Below are 13,651 nucleotides of genomic sequence, written 5' to 3' on the forward strand. Positions count from 1 at the left end.
CACCCTTAACGTTGATTGAGAATTTGTTTTTCGTATTGGCGAACTTCGCCCAGCCAGCCGGCATCGGCGGGCACCTCATGGCGCAGGCAGTACATCTCCCAAATTGCCTGCCACGGCAGCGATTTCTGCTCTTCCAGCATCGCCAACCGCGCGGTGTAGTCGCCGTCATTTTCCAGACGACGCAGTAATTCCACCGGCTCCAACAACGCGCGCAGCAGTGCCTTGCGGGCATTGCGCGTGCCGATCACCCAGGCAGCGATGCGGTTGATTGAGGCATCAAAGAAATCGAGGCCGATATGCACCTTGTCGAACAGACCGTGACGCACAATTTCGTGGGCGATGGCCTGGGTTTCGTCATCCAGCAGCACCACGTGGTCGCTGTCCCAGCGCACCGGACGGCTGACGTGCAGCAACAGACGCGGCACGAACAGCATGGCGGTAGAAATTTTGTCGGAAATCACCTCGGTCGGGTGGAAATGTCCGGCATCCAGCGTCAGCGCTACCTGGCGGCTGGTGGCATAACCCAGATAAAACTCGTTGGAGCCGACGGTGTAGCTTTCTGCGCCAATACCGAACAGTTTGCTTTCCACCGCGTCGATATGGTGGCGGGGATCCAGCGGTTGGCTAATCACCTCATCCAGCGCGCTTAGCAGGCGTTGGCGCGGCGCCATTCGATCGACGGTGAGGTCTTTCATGCCATCCGGCACCCAAATATTCATCACCGACGGCGTGCCAAGCTGTTCGCCGAAATAGGCCGAAACCCGGCGGCTGGCCTGGCAATGTTCAATCCAAAAGCGCCGAATCGCCGGATCGGCATGGGCCAAAGTGAAGCCGTCACTGCTCAAAGGGTGTGAAAAACAGCTCGGGTTAAAATCCAGCCCCAGCCCCTGCGCCCTGGCCCATTCCACCCAGTGGCTAAAATGCGCCGGTTCAATGGCGTTACGCTCCACCGGTACCTCGCTTTCCAGATAGATCGCATGCAGGTTCACCCGCTTTGGTCCTGGGATCAGCGACATGGCCCGCTGCAGGTCGGCGCGCAACTGGTTGGCGTTGGTTGCCCGGCCCGGATAATTGCCGGTGGCCTGAATACCGCCGGTCAGCGCCCCCTGCGGATTTTCAAAACCGCGTACGTCATCGCCCTGCCAGCAGTGCATTGAGATCGGGATGGCATCCAATTGCGCCAACGCCTGCTCGACGTCGATGCCGAGATCCTCAAAACGCGTTTTGGCGAACTCATACGCCTGTTCAATAAGTCGGGTCATAAGCAAAGCTCCTTGGTCGCGGGATTAAGCGTCTGAAACCGCCGCCAGTTGGCCGTAAAGGCCTCGAACGGCTGCGGTGAAAAAGTCTGTTGCGGGAAGTTGTCGGCCACCAATTGCCGGAAAGCGGCGACATCTGCCACCTCACCCAGCGCGATCAATTGGCTGCCGATATTGCCCAGCGTAGAGGCTTCGACTGGCCCGGCCGACAACGGGATACCGCAGGCGTCGGCACAAAGCTGGTTGAGTAACGGATTCTGGCTACCCCCACCGACGATATGCAGATGGCTGAAGGGGTGCTCGCGCAGAGCCTGTAATTCGCCCAGCACCTGCCTATACAGCAGCGCCAGGCTGTCGAAAATACAGCGCGCCAGCGCCGGGGGCGTTTGCGGTGTCGGCATTCCCTGCTCCACGCAGGCCTGCCGGATCTCTTGCACCATCGATGTCGGGTTGATAAAGCGCGGGTGGTTGGGGTTGATTAGCGATCGGCAGCCCGGCTGCGCCGCCGCCTGTTCAACCAGTTGGCACAGGTCGGTCACATTCAGTTCCTCGCACACCCGTTGTAGCAGCCACAGGCCCATGATGTTTTTCAACACCCGATACCGCCCTTCCACGCCGCCCTCGTTGGTGATATTGGCCGCCAGCGCCGCCGCGCCAATGTAAGGATGCTGGCTCTCAAAGCCCATCAACGACCAGGTACCAGAGCTGAGGTAGGCGGCATGTTGACTTCGTAGCGGCGTTGCCAGTACGGCGCTGGCGGTGTCATGAGTGGCCACCGCAATCACCGGCACTTGCGCCCCACTGGCCGTCCGCCAATGGCCGAGGGTGTTGCCCGGCGGGGTCGGACGACCGAACCAGGCCGCTTTGGCACCGGCCCAGGTCAGCAGTTCCGAGTCCCAGTCGCCGCTGTGAATATTCAGCAATTGGCTGGTGGTGGCGTTGGTGTATTCCCAGTTCAATTGCCCGGTAAGCCGATAATGCAGGTAATCCGGGATCAACAAGGCATGGGCGACGCTGGCCAGCAATTCAGAATGGCGCTGGCTAAAGGCACGCAGTTGGTAAAGGGTATTAAAAGGCAAGAACTGGATGCCGGTGCGCTGATACAGCCATTGCGCCCCCAACTCGTGCTGCGCCTGTTGCATCAGCCCGTGAGTGCGAGCGTCGCGGTAGGCGACCGGTAGCCCGACGCGCCGCCCCTGGCTATCGAGCAGCAGATAATCCACGCCCCAGGTATCGATACCGATGCTGTCCGGCGTGACGCCCTGCTGGTCCAACTGCTGCAACCCCTGACGTATGGCGTGCTCCAGCCCGTCGATATCCCAGCAGTCGTGGCCGTCATTCGACACCAGATGATTACTGAAGCGGCTGATTTCCTGCAGGCTGATTGTCCGGTCGTCGGATTGATAGCGCCCCAGCATCACACGGCCGCTGGAGGCACCAAGATCGATGGAGACAATATTGCGAGTGGTCATGGGGTGGCTTCCTGATGAATCGATGGCATCAGTCTAAAACCCCAGATAAACGGCACCTTATCACCACTGCCAGCCCATCAGGCGGGCTGGCAATACGGCAAAGATTTACGCGATACAGCTCACATTTTGTTTTTTTACCGCCTGTGACGCTGCGCGCACTTTGGCACTTTTCCGCACCTTTCTTGATAAATGAACGTCGTATGACAGCTTTTTGCGTTGCAAATTAAAGGCGACCACCCGACGCCTCCTTTAGTATCTGTTACAAATTGGTTAACGGAGATCGAAAGATGGCTATCCTGCACGGCAGTGATTTTTTCGCTTCAAGCCCCTACCCGGTCGCGATTGAACCCCGGGAGCCGCAGTCGAGCTTTCCTGAACATCATCATGATTTTCACGAAATCGTGATTGTGGAACAGGGCGCCGGTACCCACGTGCTGAACGGTCGGCCGCAAACGCTGTGCAGCGGCTGTGTCTGTTTTATCCGCGACAGCGATCGGCATCTTTACGAGCAAACCGAAAATCTTCATCTGACCAACGTGCTGTACCGCGGCCCCAATGCCTTCCGCTTTCTCGCCGGGCTGGAGCAACTGCTGCCGCAGGCGGGCAATGAACAATCGCAGCCGCACTGGCGTATCAACCATAAGCTGCTGGCACAGGTACAAGTCATTATTCAGCGGCTGGAGCAGACCCCTGCGGTATTCAGCCTGGAACATTTGGCACAGCAGGAGTTGCTGTTTATGCAATTGCTGGTGCTGCTACGACAAGGCTGTATCGCTGCCTCTGTGGACGATCAGGAAGGCCGTCTGCGGCGGCTATTGGACTGGCTGGCGGAAAACTACAGTGATGAGATCAAATGGGATGAGTTGGCCGATCGTTTTTCCCTGCCCTTGCGCACCCTGCATCGCCAGATGAAAAAGCAGACCGGCAACACGCCGCAGCGTTACCTCAACCGGCTGCGGCTGTTGCAGGCACGGCAAATGCTGCGGCAGGATGAAACGCGCATCACCGATATCGCTTACCAATGCGGATTTGGTGACAGCAATCACTTTTCCACGCTTTTCAAACGCGAGTTCGGCTATTCCCCCCGTACTCTACGGCAGAACGATTTCTTAACCTGAGGTGCCATGGTGAAAAGCCCCCTTCTGTTGATCAAAGAGGATTATCTGCCGTCGACACTGATGCCGGTGGCGGTGGCCGATCGTGCGCCCCAATCGTCATTTCCGCCGCACACTCATGAGTTCAGTGAAATCGTGATTGTCTGGCGCGGCAACGGCATGCATGTCCTGAACGATCAGCCCTGGCGGGTGACCTGCGGGGATATGTTTTATATCCGCGCCCCTGACTGCCACAGTTATGAATCGGTCAACGACCTGGTGCTGGACAATGTTCTCTACTGCCCGGAACGCTTTCGACTGGCGATCGGCTGGGCGGAACTGCTGCCACCGGATAACGCTCAGCACCAGTCTCACTGGCGTCTCACCACCCGGGGTATGGCACTGGCACGCAGCGTGATCCAGCAGTTGGCGCTCGAAAGCCGTAAAACCGACCTGCTGTCGATCCAGCTCACCGAGGCGCTGTTTCTACAATTGGTGCTGATCCTGCGTCGCCATCGCTATGCCGTCGGCCAGGACGACCAACTGCCGGAAGGCGAACAGCTGGACCTGCTGATGGCGGCCGTTCAGGGCGACAGCGGCGCACGTTTTGAACTGGAGGCGTTCTGCCGGCACCATCAACTGGCAGAACGCAGCCTGAAGCAGCTGTTCCGCCAGCAGACCGGCATGACCATCAGCCATTACCTGCGCCAGTTGCAACTCTGCCGGGCCAAGTCCCTGCTGCGCGGCAGTGATGAACTGATCGGCGAAGTGGCCGCCCGCTGTGGCTTTGAAGACAGCAACTATTTTTCTGTGGTGTTCACTCGTGAAACCGGCATCACCCCCAGCGCCTGGCGTCAGCGCTTTAAACGCACCGAACGCCCTGCCGCCGGGGTAAAACGCTGATCACCCCGCCATGCCCAAGCCGACAACATTGGCAGCCAGAATGATCGTCAGACAGCCGATGCACAATACGCTGACCGGGCGCCGACCGGCGTTTTTCCACTCTCTGAGCAACAGCCCCACCAGACCGCCGCACAGCACATAGAAGCTCATGTGCAGCATCCAACTGATAAAGTCATACTGCGCGGGAATGTTGGCGTGGCCCCAGGCATAAAAGAAGAATTGCAGATACCACATGGTGCCGCCGAGTAACGAGAACAGCACGTTGGCCACCAGCAGCGATTTGGCCTGCGAGAAATCGGCCCTGACGGACAGATCCGTTTTGACCGCCAGACGGATAAAACAGTAGGCCAGGTTAACCAATGCCCCGCCCCCCATGATCACCACGTAGCTCGGCAGCGCGACATACAGCGGATCGATCCCCAAATCCGCTGCGGCCTGATGCATAGGTTTGGCGGCGTCCATGGCAAACGACATACCGGCGGAGAAGATGCCGCACATCACCGCCAACAGCAGCCCTTTCCGCAGGTTGAACTCTTCAGCACGAATGCCCATCGCCCGCTCTTTCAGCACTCCGGCCCACGAAACTATGATCACGCCGAGCAAGGCAATCGCCACCCCAAGCAGAGTCAACTGCCCCCCGGCGGAACTGAACAACGCCACAAAGCGCCCCTGTAATAGCGGTGTCATCAGAGTGCCTACCACCAGCGTGATGCCAATGGCGATGCCAATTCCCATCGACATGCCCAGATAGCGCATGGTCAGGCCATAGTTGATGTTACCAATGCCCCACATGGCGCCAAACAGGAACACCGGTAGCAGGGTCGACAGGCTGAAAGAGCTGTAATAACGCCAAAAATCCGGCAGCAGCACATAGCTCACCGCCCAGGGCAGGATCAACCACGACATCAGGCCACCGATCGACCACATGGTTTCCCATGACCAGCGGCGCACTTTTTTGAATGGGGCATAAAAACAGGCGGCGCTGGCGGCGCCCACCAGATGCCACAGGATTCCCAACATGACAGCATTATTCATTATTTTTGATTCCTTCGTTGCTTGTGATGAGGACAAAAAACAGGCGTGAAGGAGTCTATGAATATTGTCCGGCGCGCAACCTTAGCCTGACTGCCAGTTCTGACGGAAGCTGGCAAAAAACCAGAGGTATCACTGACCGGGATCACAAATTCATCGCGAGGCTATACCGGTGACAGGCCGCAGCCTGAAGAGCATGCTCTGGCTGCCATTCTGACGACGAGGCTGGCAGTGAGGCAAAGGTTTTTAACACAGGAATGTCATTACCATAACAAGGCATTAATAATAATCCTGTGGAGCCCTGCCATGACCCAAAACCAAAAACGGATGTATATAAACGGTGAATTTATTGCCCACAACACTGGGCGCTGGATTGATGTCATCAACCCGGCCACCGAGCAAACGATCATGCAAATCCCGCAAGGCGGTGCGGATGAGGCCAGGCTGGCCATTGACGCCGCAGAAGCCGCACAGCCTGGTTGGGAGGCGCTACCCGCGGTTGAACGCGGCCGGTGGCTACATCGGTTGGCCGAAGGCATACGCCGCAGAGAGCCGGAGCTGACGAAGTTGATCGTCACTGAAGGCGGTAAAACGCCTGAATTGGCTAAAGTGGAAGTGTTGTTTACCGCCGACTACCTCGACTACATGGCCGAGTGGGCGCGCCGCTATGAGGGTGAGATTATCCAAAGCGACCGGCCGAATGAAAACATCTTCCTGTTCAAAAAAGCCATCGGCGTGGTGGTTGGCATCCTGCCGTGGAACTTCCCGTTCTTCCTGATTGCGCGCAAGGCCGCCCCGGCGTTGGTGACCGGCAATACCATCGTGATCAAACCCAGCGAACTGACGCCAGGTAATGCATTGCTGTTTGCCGAAATCGCCGATGAGATTGGCCTGCCGCCGGGCGTGTTTAACCTGGTGACCGGCTACGGGCCGGAGCTGGGTCAGGCGTTGGCGGCCAACCCGAAGGTGGGCATGGTCAGCCTGACCGGCAGCGTCGGGGCCGGTATCGCCACGCTGCACGCTGCGGCAGATAACGTCACCAGGGTATCGCTGGAGTTGGGTGGCAAGGCCCCGGCAATTGTGATGGCCGACGCCGATCTCGACCTGGCGGTCAAAGCCATCGTCAGCTCACGCATCATCAACAGTGGGCAGGTGTGTAACTGCACCGAACGCGTTTACGTGCAGCGGGAGATTTATCCGCAGTTTATTGCCAGGCTGACCAAGGCTTTCCGTCAGGTCACCTTTGGCAACCCTGAGCAACAAGCCGGGCTGGATATGGGGCCGTTGATCAGCGCCGAGGCAGTTCAACGAGTGGAAGATAAAGTGGCGCGGGCGCTAAGCCAGGGCGCAACGTTGGTGATGGGCGGCAAGCGCGAGGCCCGCAGCGGGTACTTTTTCCCTCCCACCCTGCTCTGCGACGTGCAGCAAGAGATGGAGATCATGCACCAGGAAATTTTCGGCCCGGTGCTGCCGGTCTGCTGCTTCGACAGCTTTGCGCAGGCGATTTCTATGGCTAACGACAGCGAATATGGCCTCACTTCGTCTGTTTTCACCCGTGACCTCAACGTAGCGATGATGGCAATCAAACAATTAAAGTTCGGCGAAACCTACGTCAACCGTGAAAGCTTTGAAGCGATGCAAGGGTTCCATGCCGGTTGGCGCAAGTCCGGTATTGGCGGCGCCGATGGCCGCCACGGATTGGAGGAATATCTGCAAACGCAGGTCGCCTATCTGCAGTTTCAGTGATTAAAGCCTGTAACCAGGTCCCTGCATGGGGCCTTAGCGAAACTCCACCCAGCTGGCGCCGGCATCGGCGGAACGCACACAGTTTTCAACCCAACGCACCCCCATCGTCCCGGCATGGACGTCGGGGTACCAAAAGTCGGCCAGAAACGTCTGATCCCGCCGATCGGTCGCATCCATCGCCAGGGCAAAGCGCCGGTACAGATTCGACCAGGCTTCAAACAACCCTTCGGAATGACCACCACCAATCCGATCGTCCGCCAGTGCAATAGGATCCAGATAGGACATACCACGCTCCAGAATGCGAACCGGTTCGCCCTGCACTTCAAATCGCAGTTGGTTTGGCTGCTCGTCCCACCACTCCAGACTGGCCTTCTCGCCGACAATTCGCACCTTCTGCCCGTGCATCGAACCACTGTTGACCGCCGAGCACCACAGGGAGCCAACGGCACCATTGTCGTACTCCATCAGCACGTAGGCATTGTCTTCCAATGGTGCCCGGGTTTTGACAAAGCTCTGACGGCTGCACATCAGGCGCTTGATCTTTAGCTGCGGCACCATGGTTTCTGCCAGGAACAAAGGATGGGTCGCCAAATCGCCCAATACGTAGCTGGGGCCGACAAAGCGGGGGTCCACCCGCCAGCGGGTGCTGGGGTTCTCCAGCTCCACCGCAGTCGCATGGAACCCATGCGCGAACTGCATGTTGATAATGCGTATCTCACCCAGCAGGTCGGCGGCGATCATCTGTCGGGCCTGAAGGATCAACTGGTGTCCGGCATAGCCGTAGGTAACCCCGATAATTTTATGCTGTTTTTGGCTCAGTTCGACCAACGCTTGCGCTTCTTCAGCGGTGAAACACAGCGGTTTCTCACACACTACGTGCAGGCCGGCCTCTAACGCCGTCTGGCAGATGGCAAAGTGGGTATTGTTGGGGGTGGCAATGGAAACCGCCTCGATGCCGTCTACTCTGGCGGCCTCTTCGCGAAATAGCGTGGCGTAATCCGGGTAACAGCGCTCCGCTGCCACCCCCAGGCTCTGTCCAAAAAGACGCCCGCGCTGCGCGTCCATATCAAACGCCCCGGCCAACAGGGAGAAAGTGCCATCGCGCAGTGCCGCAGAACGATGAATATAGCCAATCTGACTGGTTCCGCCGCCGCCTACCATGCCCCAGCGCAGGGATCGGTCCAAAGGTTTAATGCCGTTGATCATCACGTTTCTCCTGATTAAAAACCGAGGGTTCGTAAATAGTTGAGGCTTTCCGTTACGTCACTCAGGCTGCCCTGTGCATGACGCGGGTCGCGCTCCTGCTCAATGGTGATCCAACCCTGATAACCACGGGTCATTAATAATTCTCGTACCGCCGGGTAATCGATCGCCCCCTTACCCAAGGGGCACATCACCCCCTGTTCACAGGCGCTGAAGAAATCCAGCCCACTCGCCAGCACCTGCTGGAATACCTGCGGGTTAACGTCCTTGAAATGCAGGTAATCGATACGCGCAAAATAGCGATCAATCCAGGTGGCCGGGTCCATGCCCGAGTAATACAAATGACCGGTGTCGAGACACAGCCCGGCGGTTTGGTGTGGAATTTGCTCGACCAGTTGCTCAATTTCATCGGCGAATTCGATGCAGCCACCGGCATGTGGATGTATCACCGGCCGAACGCCATATTCCTGCCAGGCAATTTTGCCAAGAGTCTGGATATGGCCAATCATCCGCTGCCAGTCCGCCTGGGCAAGTCGCGGTGCCCGCGAAGGCTGCCCGGCGAATTTGGCCCGCTGCGGATTACCGAAATCAATAATCACCAGATATGGCGGCGAGAAATTACCGGCGTTGATAGGCTGCGCCCTGGCAGTCTGCGACAGGTTGCGGCAAATGTTATGTGTCAGCTCAATGAGATAACTGAAGTTTTGTTCGCTGACCAGATCGTCGAAAATAGTGCCGGCCACCAGCGACAGTCCGTGCCGCTGTAATTCGTCGCCCAAAATAGCGGCATCGGTGGGCAGGTAGCCCCAGGGTCCCAGCTCGATGCTGCGATAGCCGGCAGCGCTCGCCTCCTGTAGCACTTGGGTATAAGGCGGAAGATACGGGTTTTTAGGGTCATCCACACCCCAACTACAGGGCGCATTGGCAATCGGCAAACTCATCATTTTTATTCCTGGTCGAAGTCGATGTGACGTCAGTATTAAATAAACGTTTCGAAACCGACAATGATGAAACTTTCATTTTTTGATGGCGATCGCGTTAATTTTGATAGTTTAAATGATGGTTTTTTATCAAAACCAGACAGGCAGGTGCCGCTGGGAGATTGGGATGTTTGTAATGGAAAACGGCTCCGCCAGAGGGAGCCGACTGTCAGAGGTTTTCTTTGGTGATCAGATCAAAGCGGTTAATGGTGTGACTAAAACCGGAGGAGCCACCAACAGTGGCGGCGACAAAAGTGCTGATGACTGACGCCGCAAATTCGGCAATACGATGCCGGAGCATCAGATCCAGCGTGCCGTCGATCAATGCCATTTCCCCTCCTGCTACCGGACCATGGCAAATCAGCATCACCTGATGCTGTCTGCCGCTTTCCCGCAGCGCAGCGATAATCCCTTCCACACCCCCGCAGGGTGCATACAGAGCCACAAGATTGGGATGCTGCTCCAGCAAGGTTTGAGTGACTTGCCTGGCACTTTCGGTCTGTTCATGACTGCGTACCGGCTCAAGCACCCGCTGACCGCTCAGGTGCTCGCGCAGGTAAGAGCGGAAGCTGATTTCGCAGGTTTCCTGACACAAAAAACGGTTATCGCCGATGATGACCCCGACATCGCCCTGCCGATGGCACAGGCGCTCCACCGCCCAGCCGGCGGTACGGCCTGCCTGCTGGTTATCCCAGCCGATATAACCGGCGCGGCTGTGTACCGATAAATCCGACAGCAAGGTAAACACCTTTACCCCCTGCCGGGTAGCTTCTTCCACCGCAAAGCGGATCATCGGGTTATCCAGCCCCAGCACGCCGATCACATCCACACTTTGGCTTAGCTGCGTGATGGCGGCGGCGGTGTCGCTGACTGCGCTGATGTCATGAAACATGAACTGTGGCGGGTGCTCAGGATCGTAATAGGGTGCGGCCTGTTCCAGCAGGCTATCCGCCAGTTGTGCGTAGAACGAATGTTCCTTGCGCAGCAGGATAAAGCCCATTTTAATCCGTGCGGCTGGTTGGCCCACCGCCTGAAACAGTTGATGCGATTTCTCTAGTGCGAAACCTAATTTGTGCGCCGCCGCAATCACCCTGCGTGCCGTGTCCGGTCGTACCGTCGCACGCTGGTTTATTACCCGATCAACCGTCGCGATGCCAACATGTGCCTCTCTGGCAATGGCGGCCAGGGTGGTTTTCTTGCCTGCCATCATCGTTTCCCTCATGATTTTGATAAAAACTATCATGTCCCAGCCGCCGAAAGAAATCAGCCTGCCGTTTTTGTGTGATCGGGCGCGTTAATGGCGTAATGCGCTCAGCAATAAAGCTCGAAATGTACGGTTCTTGCGGCAAATAGAGCCACAATTGAACTGTCGATAATTTCGACATAACGCATAGTCTGGTTTTTATCTCCCTGGAGAACATCATGACTGCGAACAAGCCCGACGCCATGGCTTCAGCGTCATCCCCTACCACTCAGTGGCTGGCGATTGCCAATGTAGTGTTCGCCGGTATTGCCGTTGCGCTGCACGTGGGTAAGGCGAACATTGCCCTGCCGGAACTGCAGCGCGAGTTTGGCCGGTCCCTGGAGTCGCTGAGCTGGATTATTTCCGCCTTTCCGTTTATCGGCGTGTTCGGGGGCATCGCCGCCGGACAGCTGGTGCGCCGCTGGGGCGACCGACGCTTGTTGAGTCTGGGCCTGGTGATTGTCAGCTTGGCCAGCTTTGCCGGAGCGACTCAACACGACTTCACCGGGCTGATCGTCACCCGCGTTATCGAAGGGATCGGCTTTGTCATTGTGGTGGTGGCTGCACCGACCGTGCTGACCCGGGTGGTGGCGCCGCAACAACGTAATCTGGTGTTCAGCATCTGGAGCACCTTTATGCCGGCGGGCATGGCGATCTCCCTGTTCTTCGGCCCACATTTCGCCGACTGGCAACAGAGTTGGATCGCCGGTGGCATCCTGACCCTGCTGGCAGCGCTGTTACTGCCATTCACCACGCCACGCAGCGTGTTAAGCACTGCAACCGCGACAACACTCAAGCTAAGTCAGGCACTGCTCAGCATCATTCGCGCCCGGCAACCGCTGCTACTGGCTCTGATCTTCACCACCTATAACCTGCAGTTTTTCGCCGTGATGGCCTTTCTGCCGATATTCCTGATGCAGCGTATCGGGCTGACGCTGGTCGCGGCTGGCGGCGTCAGTGCGGCAGTGATTGCGGTCAATATTCTCGGTAATCTCTTCGCCGGAGTATTGCTGTCGCGGGGTCTGCGTGCCCGTACCCTGCTCGCCATTGCCAGCACGCTGATGGGGCTTGCCGGAGCCAGCGTCTTTCTTTCGGCCACACCGAATTCCATGCTGGTCCCACTGTGTTTGCTGTTTAGCGGTATCGGCGGCATGCTGCCCGCCACCATTCTGGCTGCCACCCCGGCGGCCGCACCTGAGCCGACGCTGATTCCCCTGAGTCTCGGCCTGGTGATGCAGGGCATTTATCTTGGCCAGGTGATCGGCCCCATTGTCTTGAGCACTCTGGTGGCCTATGCCGGGTGGACCGCGCCCTCCGTTCTGGTGTTGGCCGCAGCGCTGCTGGGGAGTCTATTGGCGTTAACGCTGACATCCAGAGCCAAGAATCCGCCAGGAAACGCCTGACTCATTACACCATGTATAAAATCAAATGACTCTGACCCCATTTCTCTCTTCATCGCCAGGCATTATCGTTTCAGCAACGCAAATAATGGCTATCCAGAGAACAGATAATGAACAGAGTAAAAACAGTAATTGTTACCGGCGCCTCCAGCGGCTTGGGGTTCGCTATTGCGCAGGCTTACCTGGCGCGTGGCTACAATGTCGTAGGAAACGCTCGCTCGCTGGAACGTTTACAGTCAGCGGCAAGCCAGCTCGGTAATCCAGAAAACCTGCTGTTGGTTCCCGGTGATATCGCCCTGCCGCAAACCGCAACCCGCCTGTTCGAACAGGCAGAGAAAAACTTTGGACAGGTCGATATTCTGATCAATAACGCGGGGATCTTCCTGTCCAAACCGATGACCGAGTATACGGAGGATGATGTCGACGCGATGCTGGCGACCAACCTGAAAGGTTTCTTCTATCCCTCACAGGCCGCCGCCCGTCACATGGCACCCAAGGGTAGCGGCCATATCGTCACCATTACTGCCGCCATCGCCATGCAGCCCATCAGCAAAGTCCCGGCCCTGCTGCCGATTATGGTCAAGGGTGGGCTGAACCAGGCCACTCGTGGGCTGGCGCTGGAAATGGCACCGCATAATGTGATGGTCAACGCCGTGGCACCCGGCATCATCGCCACTCCATTGACCATGAGCAACCCGGACGAACAAAGCCTGAAGTTTATGAAACAGATGGCACCGACCCAACGCATTGGTCAGCCGCAGGATATTGTCGATGCGGTGCTGTACCTGACTGACTCAAGCTTTGTCACCGGCACCATCGTTGCCGTAGACGGCGGCACTACCGCCGGCGTCTGGTAATTAAGGAGAACCTGCAAATGCCCTATGTAAATATTAAAGTCACCGACGAAGGGGTGACCGCCGAGAACAAGCGCCAGTTAATTGAAGGCGTCACCGAGTTGCTGGAGCGCGTACTGAACAAGCCACGCAACGCCACCTTTGTGGTGATTGACGAAGTTGCCACCGACAACTGGGGCATCGGCGGCGAAAGCGTCACCGCCCTGCGCACTAAAGAACGAAACTCGGGTCAACGATAAAACAACCTCAATTCCCCTGGTCTGTTATTAATCCGAGGTTCATCCGAAAGGGCGACGGGTTTGTCAGACTGGGGGATTTTGCTGCAATAAGCCTGCATCTCCCGCTCAACTCCCCCCGCTGAATAGATGATAACTAATAAATTTCATTAATCGTTCATCTATAAAATCCACTACCTGTTACGCGTTTGTGATGATAGGGTTTAATCTTCAAGAAGTGTCAATGCCA

12 protein-coding genes are annotated in these 13,651 nt (G+C 57.2%); 6 read left to right on the top strand and 6 right to left on the bottom strand.

Annotation, left to right across the window (positions count from 1 at the left end):
• Nucleotides 1-5: 5 nt before the first annotated feature.
• Together FCL49_RS04565 and rhaB are read right to left on the bottom strand one after the other, a co-directional pair.
• Complete coding sequence (locus tag FCL49_RS04565; protein WP_174352593.1) at nt 6-1,262, bottom strand: L-rhamnose isomerase; 1,257 nt, start codon at nt 1,260-1,262, stop codon at nt 6-8.
• The gene (gene rhaB / locus FCL49_RS04570; RefSeq protein ID WP_174352594.1) at nt 1,259-2,731 is read right to left on the bottom strand and encodes a rhamnulokinase; all 1,473 of its coding nucleotides are present in this window, start codon (nt 2,729-2,731) and stop codon (nt 1,259-1,261) included. The genes FCL49_RS04565 and rhaB overlap by 4 nt, the downstream gene beginning before the upstream one ends.
• Nucleotides 2,732-3,018: 287 nt before the next feature.
• On the opposite strand from rhaB, the gene rhaS reads away from it, so the two are divergent.
• Together rhaS and rhaR are read left to right on the top strand one after the other, a co-directional pair.
• A complete protein-coding gene (gene rhaS, locus FCL49_RS04575; protein ID WP_174352595.1) occupies nt 3,019-3,849 on the top strand; it encodes an HTH-type transcriptional activator RhaS in 831 nt (276 codons plus the stop codon).
• 6 nt (nt 3,850-3,855) lie between these two features.
• Complete coding sequence (gene rhaR, locus FCL49_RS04580) at nt 3,856-4,728, top strand: HTH-type transcriptional activator RhaR (RefSeq protein ID WP_174352596.1); 873 nt, start codon at nt 3,856-3,858, stop codon at nt 4,726-4,728.
• On the opposite strand, the gene rhaT is transcribed toward rhaR, so the two are convergent.
• Complete coding sequence (gene rhaT / locus FCL49_RS04585) at nt 4,729-5,763, bottom strand: L-rhamnose/proton symporter RhaT (RefSeq protein WP_174352597.1); 1,035 nt, start codon at nt 5,761-5,763, stop codon at nt 4,729-4,731. It lies immediately after the preceding gene.
• A 303-nt stretch (nt 5,764-6,066) separates the two neighbouring features.
• On the opposite strand from rhaT, the gene aldA reads away from it, so the two are divergent.
• Nucleotides 6,067-7,506 (top strand): aldehyde dehydrogenase, encoded by a 1,440-nt coding sequence (gene aldA / locus FCL49_RS04590; protein ID WP_174352598.1) that lies wholly within the window; start codon nt 6,067-6,069, stop codon nt 7,504-7,506.
• A gap of 33 nt (nt 7,507-7,539) precedes the next feature.
• Here the strand turns inward: aldA and FCL49_RS04595 are convergent, their stop codons facing one another.
• The 3 genes from FCL49_RS04595 to FCL49_RS04605 all read right to left on the bottom strand — a co-directional run bounded on the left by FCL49_RS04595 (nt 7,540) and on the right by FCL49_RS04605 (nt 10,896).
• On the bottom strand, nt 7,540-8,712 hold the full coding sequence (locus FCL49_RS04595; RefSeq protein ID WP_174352599.1) for a Gfo/Idh/MocA family protein: 1,173 nt from the start codon (nt 8,710-8,712) through the stop codon (nt 7,540-7,542).
• A 14-nt stretch (nt 8,713-8,726) separates the two neighbouring features.
• Nucleotides 8,727-9,650, bottom strand: a complete 924-nt coding sequence (locus FCL49_RS04600; RefSeq protein WP_174353467.1) for a TIM barrel protein — start codon at nt 9,648-9,650, stop codon at nt 8,727-8,729.
• 208 nt (nt 9,651-9,858) lie between these two features.
• Nucleotides 9,859-10,896, bottom strand: coding sequence for a LacI family DNA-binding transcriptional regulator (locus FCL49_RS04605; protein ID WP_174353468.1), 1,038 nt, complete (start codon nt 10,894-10,896; stop codon nt 9,859-9,861).
• 215 nt (nt 10,897-11,111) lie between these two features.
• On the opposite strand from FCL49_RS04605, the gene FCL49_RS04610 reads away from it, so the two are divergent.
• From FCL49_RS04610 to FCL49_RS04620, 3 genes are all read left to right on the top strand, one after another.
• Nucleotides 11,112-12,335 carry an MFS transporter gene (locus FCL49_RS04610; protein WP_174352600.1) on the top strand — a complete coding sequence of 408 codons (1,224 nt, stop codon included), beginning with the start codon at nt 11,112-11,114 and terminating at the stop codon, nt 12,333-12,335.
• A 107-nt stretch (nt 12,336-12,442) separates the two neighbouring features.
• Nucleotides 12,443-13,189, top strand: coding sequence for an SDR family NAD(P)-dependent oxidoreductase (locus tag FCL49_RS04615; protein ID WP_174352601.1), 747 nt, complete (start codon nt 12,443-12,445; stop codon nt 13,187-13,189).
• Between the two features lie 17 nt (nt 13,190-13,206).
• A complete protein-coding gene (locus tag FCL49_RS04620) occupies nt 13,207-13,425 on the top strand; it encodes a tautomerase family protein (protein ID WP_174352602.1) in 219 nt (72 codons plus the stop codon).
• Nucleotides 13,426-13,651 lie beyond the last annotated feature (226 nt).

The sequence above is a fragment of the Serratia proteamaculans genome, from assembly GCF_013337185.1.
In the GTDB taxonomy this organism is placed as follows: domain Bacteria; phylum Pseudomonadota; class Gammaproteobacteria; order Enterobacterales; family Enterobacteriaceae; genus Serratia; species Serratia proteamaculans_D.

What these genes read in the sequence shown, in the direction of transcription:
- FCL49_RS04610 (WP_174352600.1), top strand. Translation starts at nt 11,112, where the DNA reads ATGACTGCGAACAAGCCCGACGCCATGGCTTCAGCGTCATCCCCTACC.
- FCL49_RS04600 (WP_174353467.1), bottom strand. Translation starts at nt 9,650, where the DNA reads ATGAGTTTGCCGATTGCCAATGCGCCCTGTAGTTGGGGTGTGGATGAC.
- FCL49_RS04615 (WP_174352601.1), top strand. Translation starts at nt 12,443, where the DNA reads ATGAACAGAGTAAAAACAGTAATTGTTACCGGCGCCTCCAGCGGCTTG.
- FCL49_RS04565 (WP_174352593.1), bottom strand. Translation starts at nt 1,262, where the DNA reads ATGACCCGACTTATTGAACAGGCGTATGAGTTCGCCAAAACGCGTTTT.
- FCL49_RS04595 (WP_174352599.1), bottom strand. Translation starts at nt 8,712, where the DNA reads ATGATCAACGGCATTAAACCTTTGGACCGATCCCTGCGCTGGGGCATG.
- aldA (WP_174352598.1), top strand. Translation starts at nt 6,067, where the DNA reads ATGACCCAAAACCAAAAACGGATGTATATAAACGGTGAATTTATTGCC.
- rhaS (WP_174352595.1), top strand. Translation starts at nt 3,019, where the DNA reads ATGGCTATCCTGCACGGCAGTGATTTTTTCGCTTCAAGCCCCTACCCG.
- FCL49_RS04620 (WP_174352602.1), top strand. Translation starts at nt 13,207, where the DNA reads ATGCCCTATGTAAATATTAAAGTCACCGACGAAGGGGTGACCGCCGAG.
- rhaR (WP_174352596.1), top strand. Translation starts at nt 3,856, where the DNA reads ATGGTGAAAAGCCCCCTTCTGTTGATCAAAGAGGATTATCTGCCGTCG.
- rhaT (WP_174352597.1), bottom strand. Translation starts at nt 5,763, where the DNA reads ATGAATAATGCTGTCATGTTGGGAATCCTGTGGCATCTGGTGGGCGCC.
- rhaB (WP_174352594.1), bottom strand. Translation starts at nt 2,731, where the DNA reads ATGACCACTCGCAATATTGTCTCCATCGATCTTGGTGCCTCCAGCGGC.
- FCL49_RS04605 (WP_174353468.1), bottom strand. Translation starts at nt 10,896, where the DNA reads ATGGCAGGCAAGAAAACCACCCTGGCCGCCATTGCCAGAGAGGCACAT.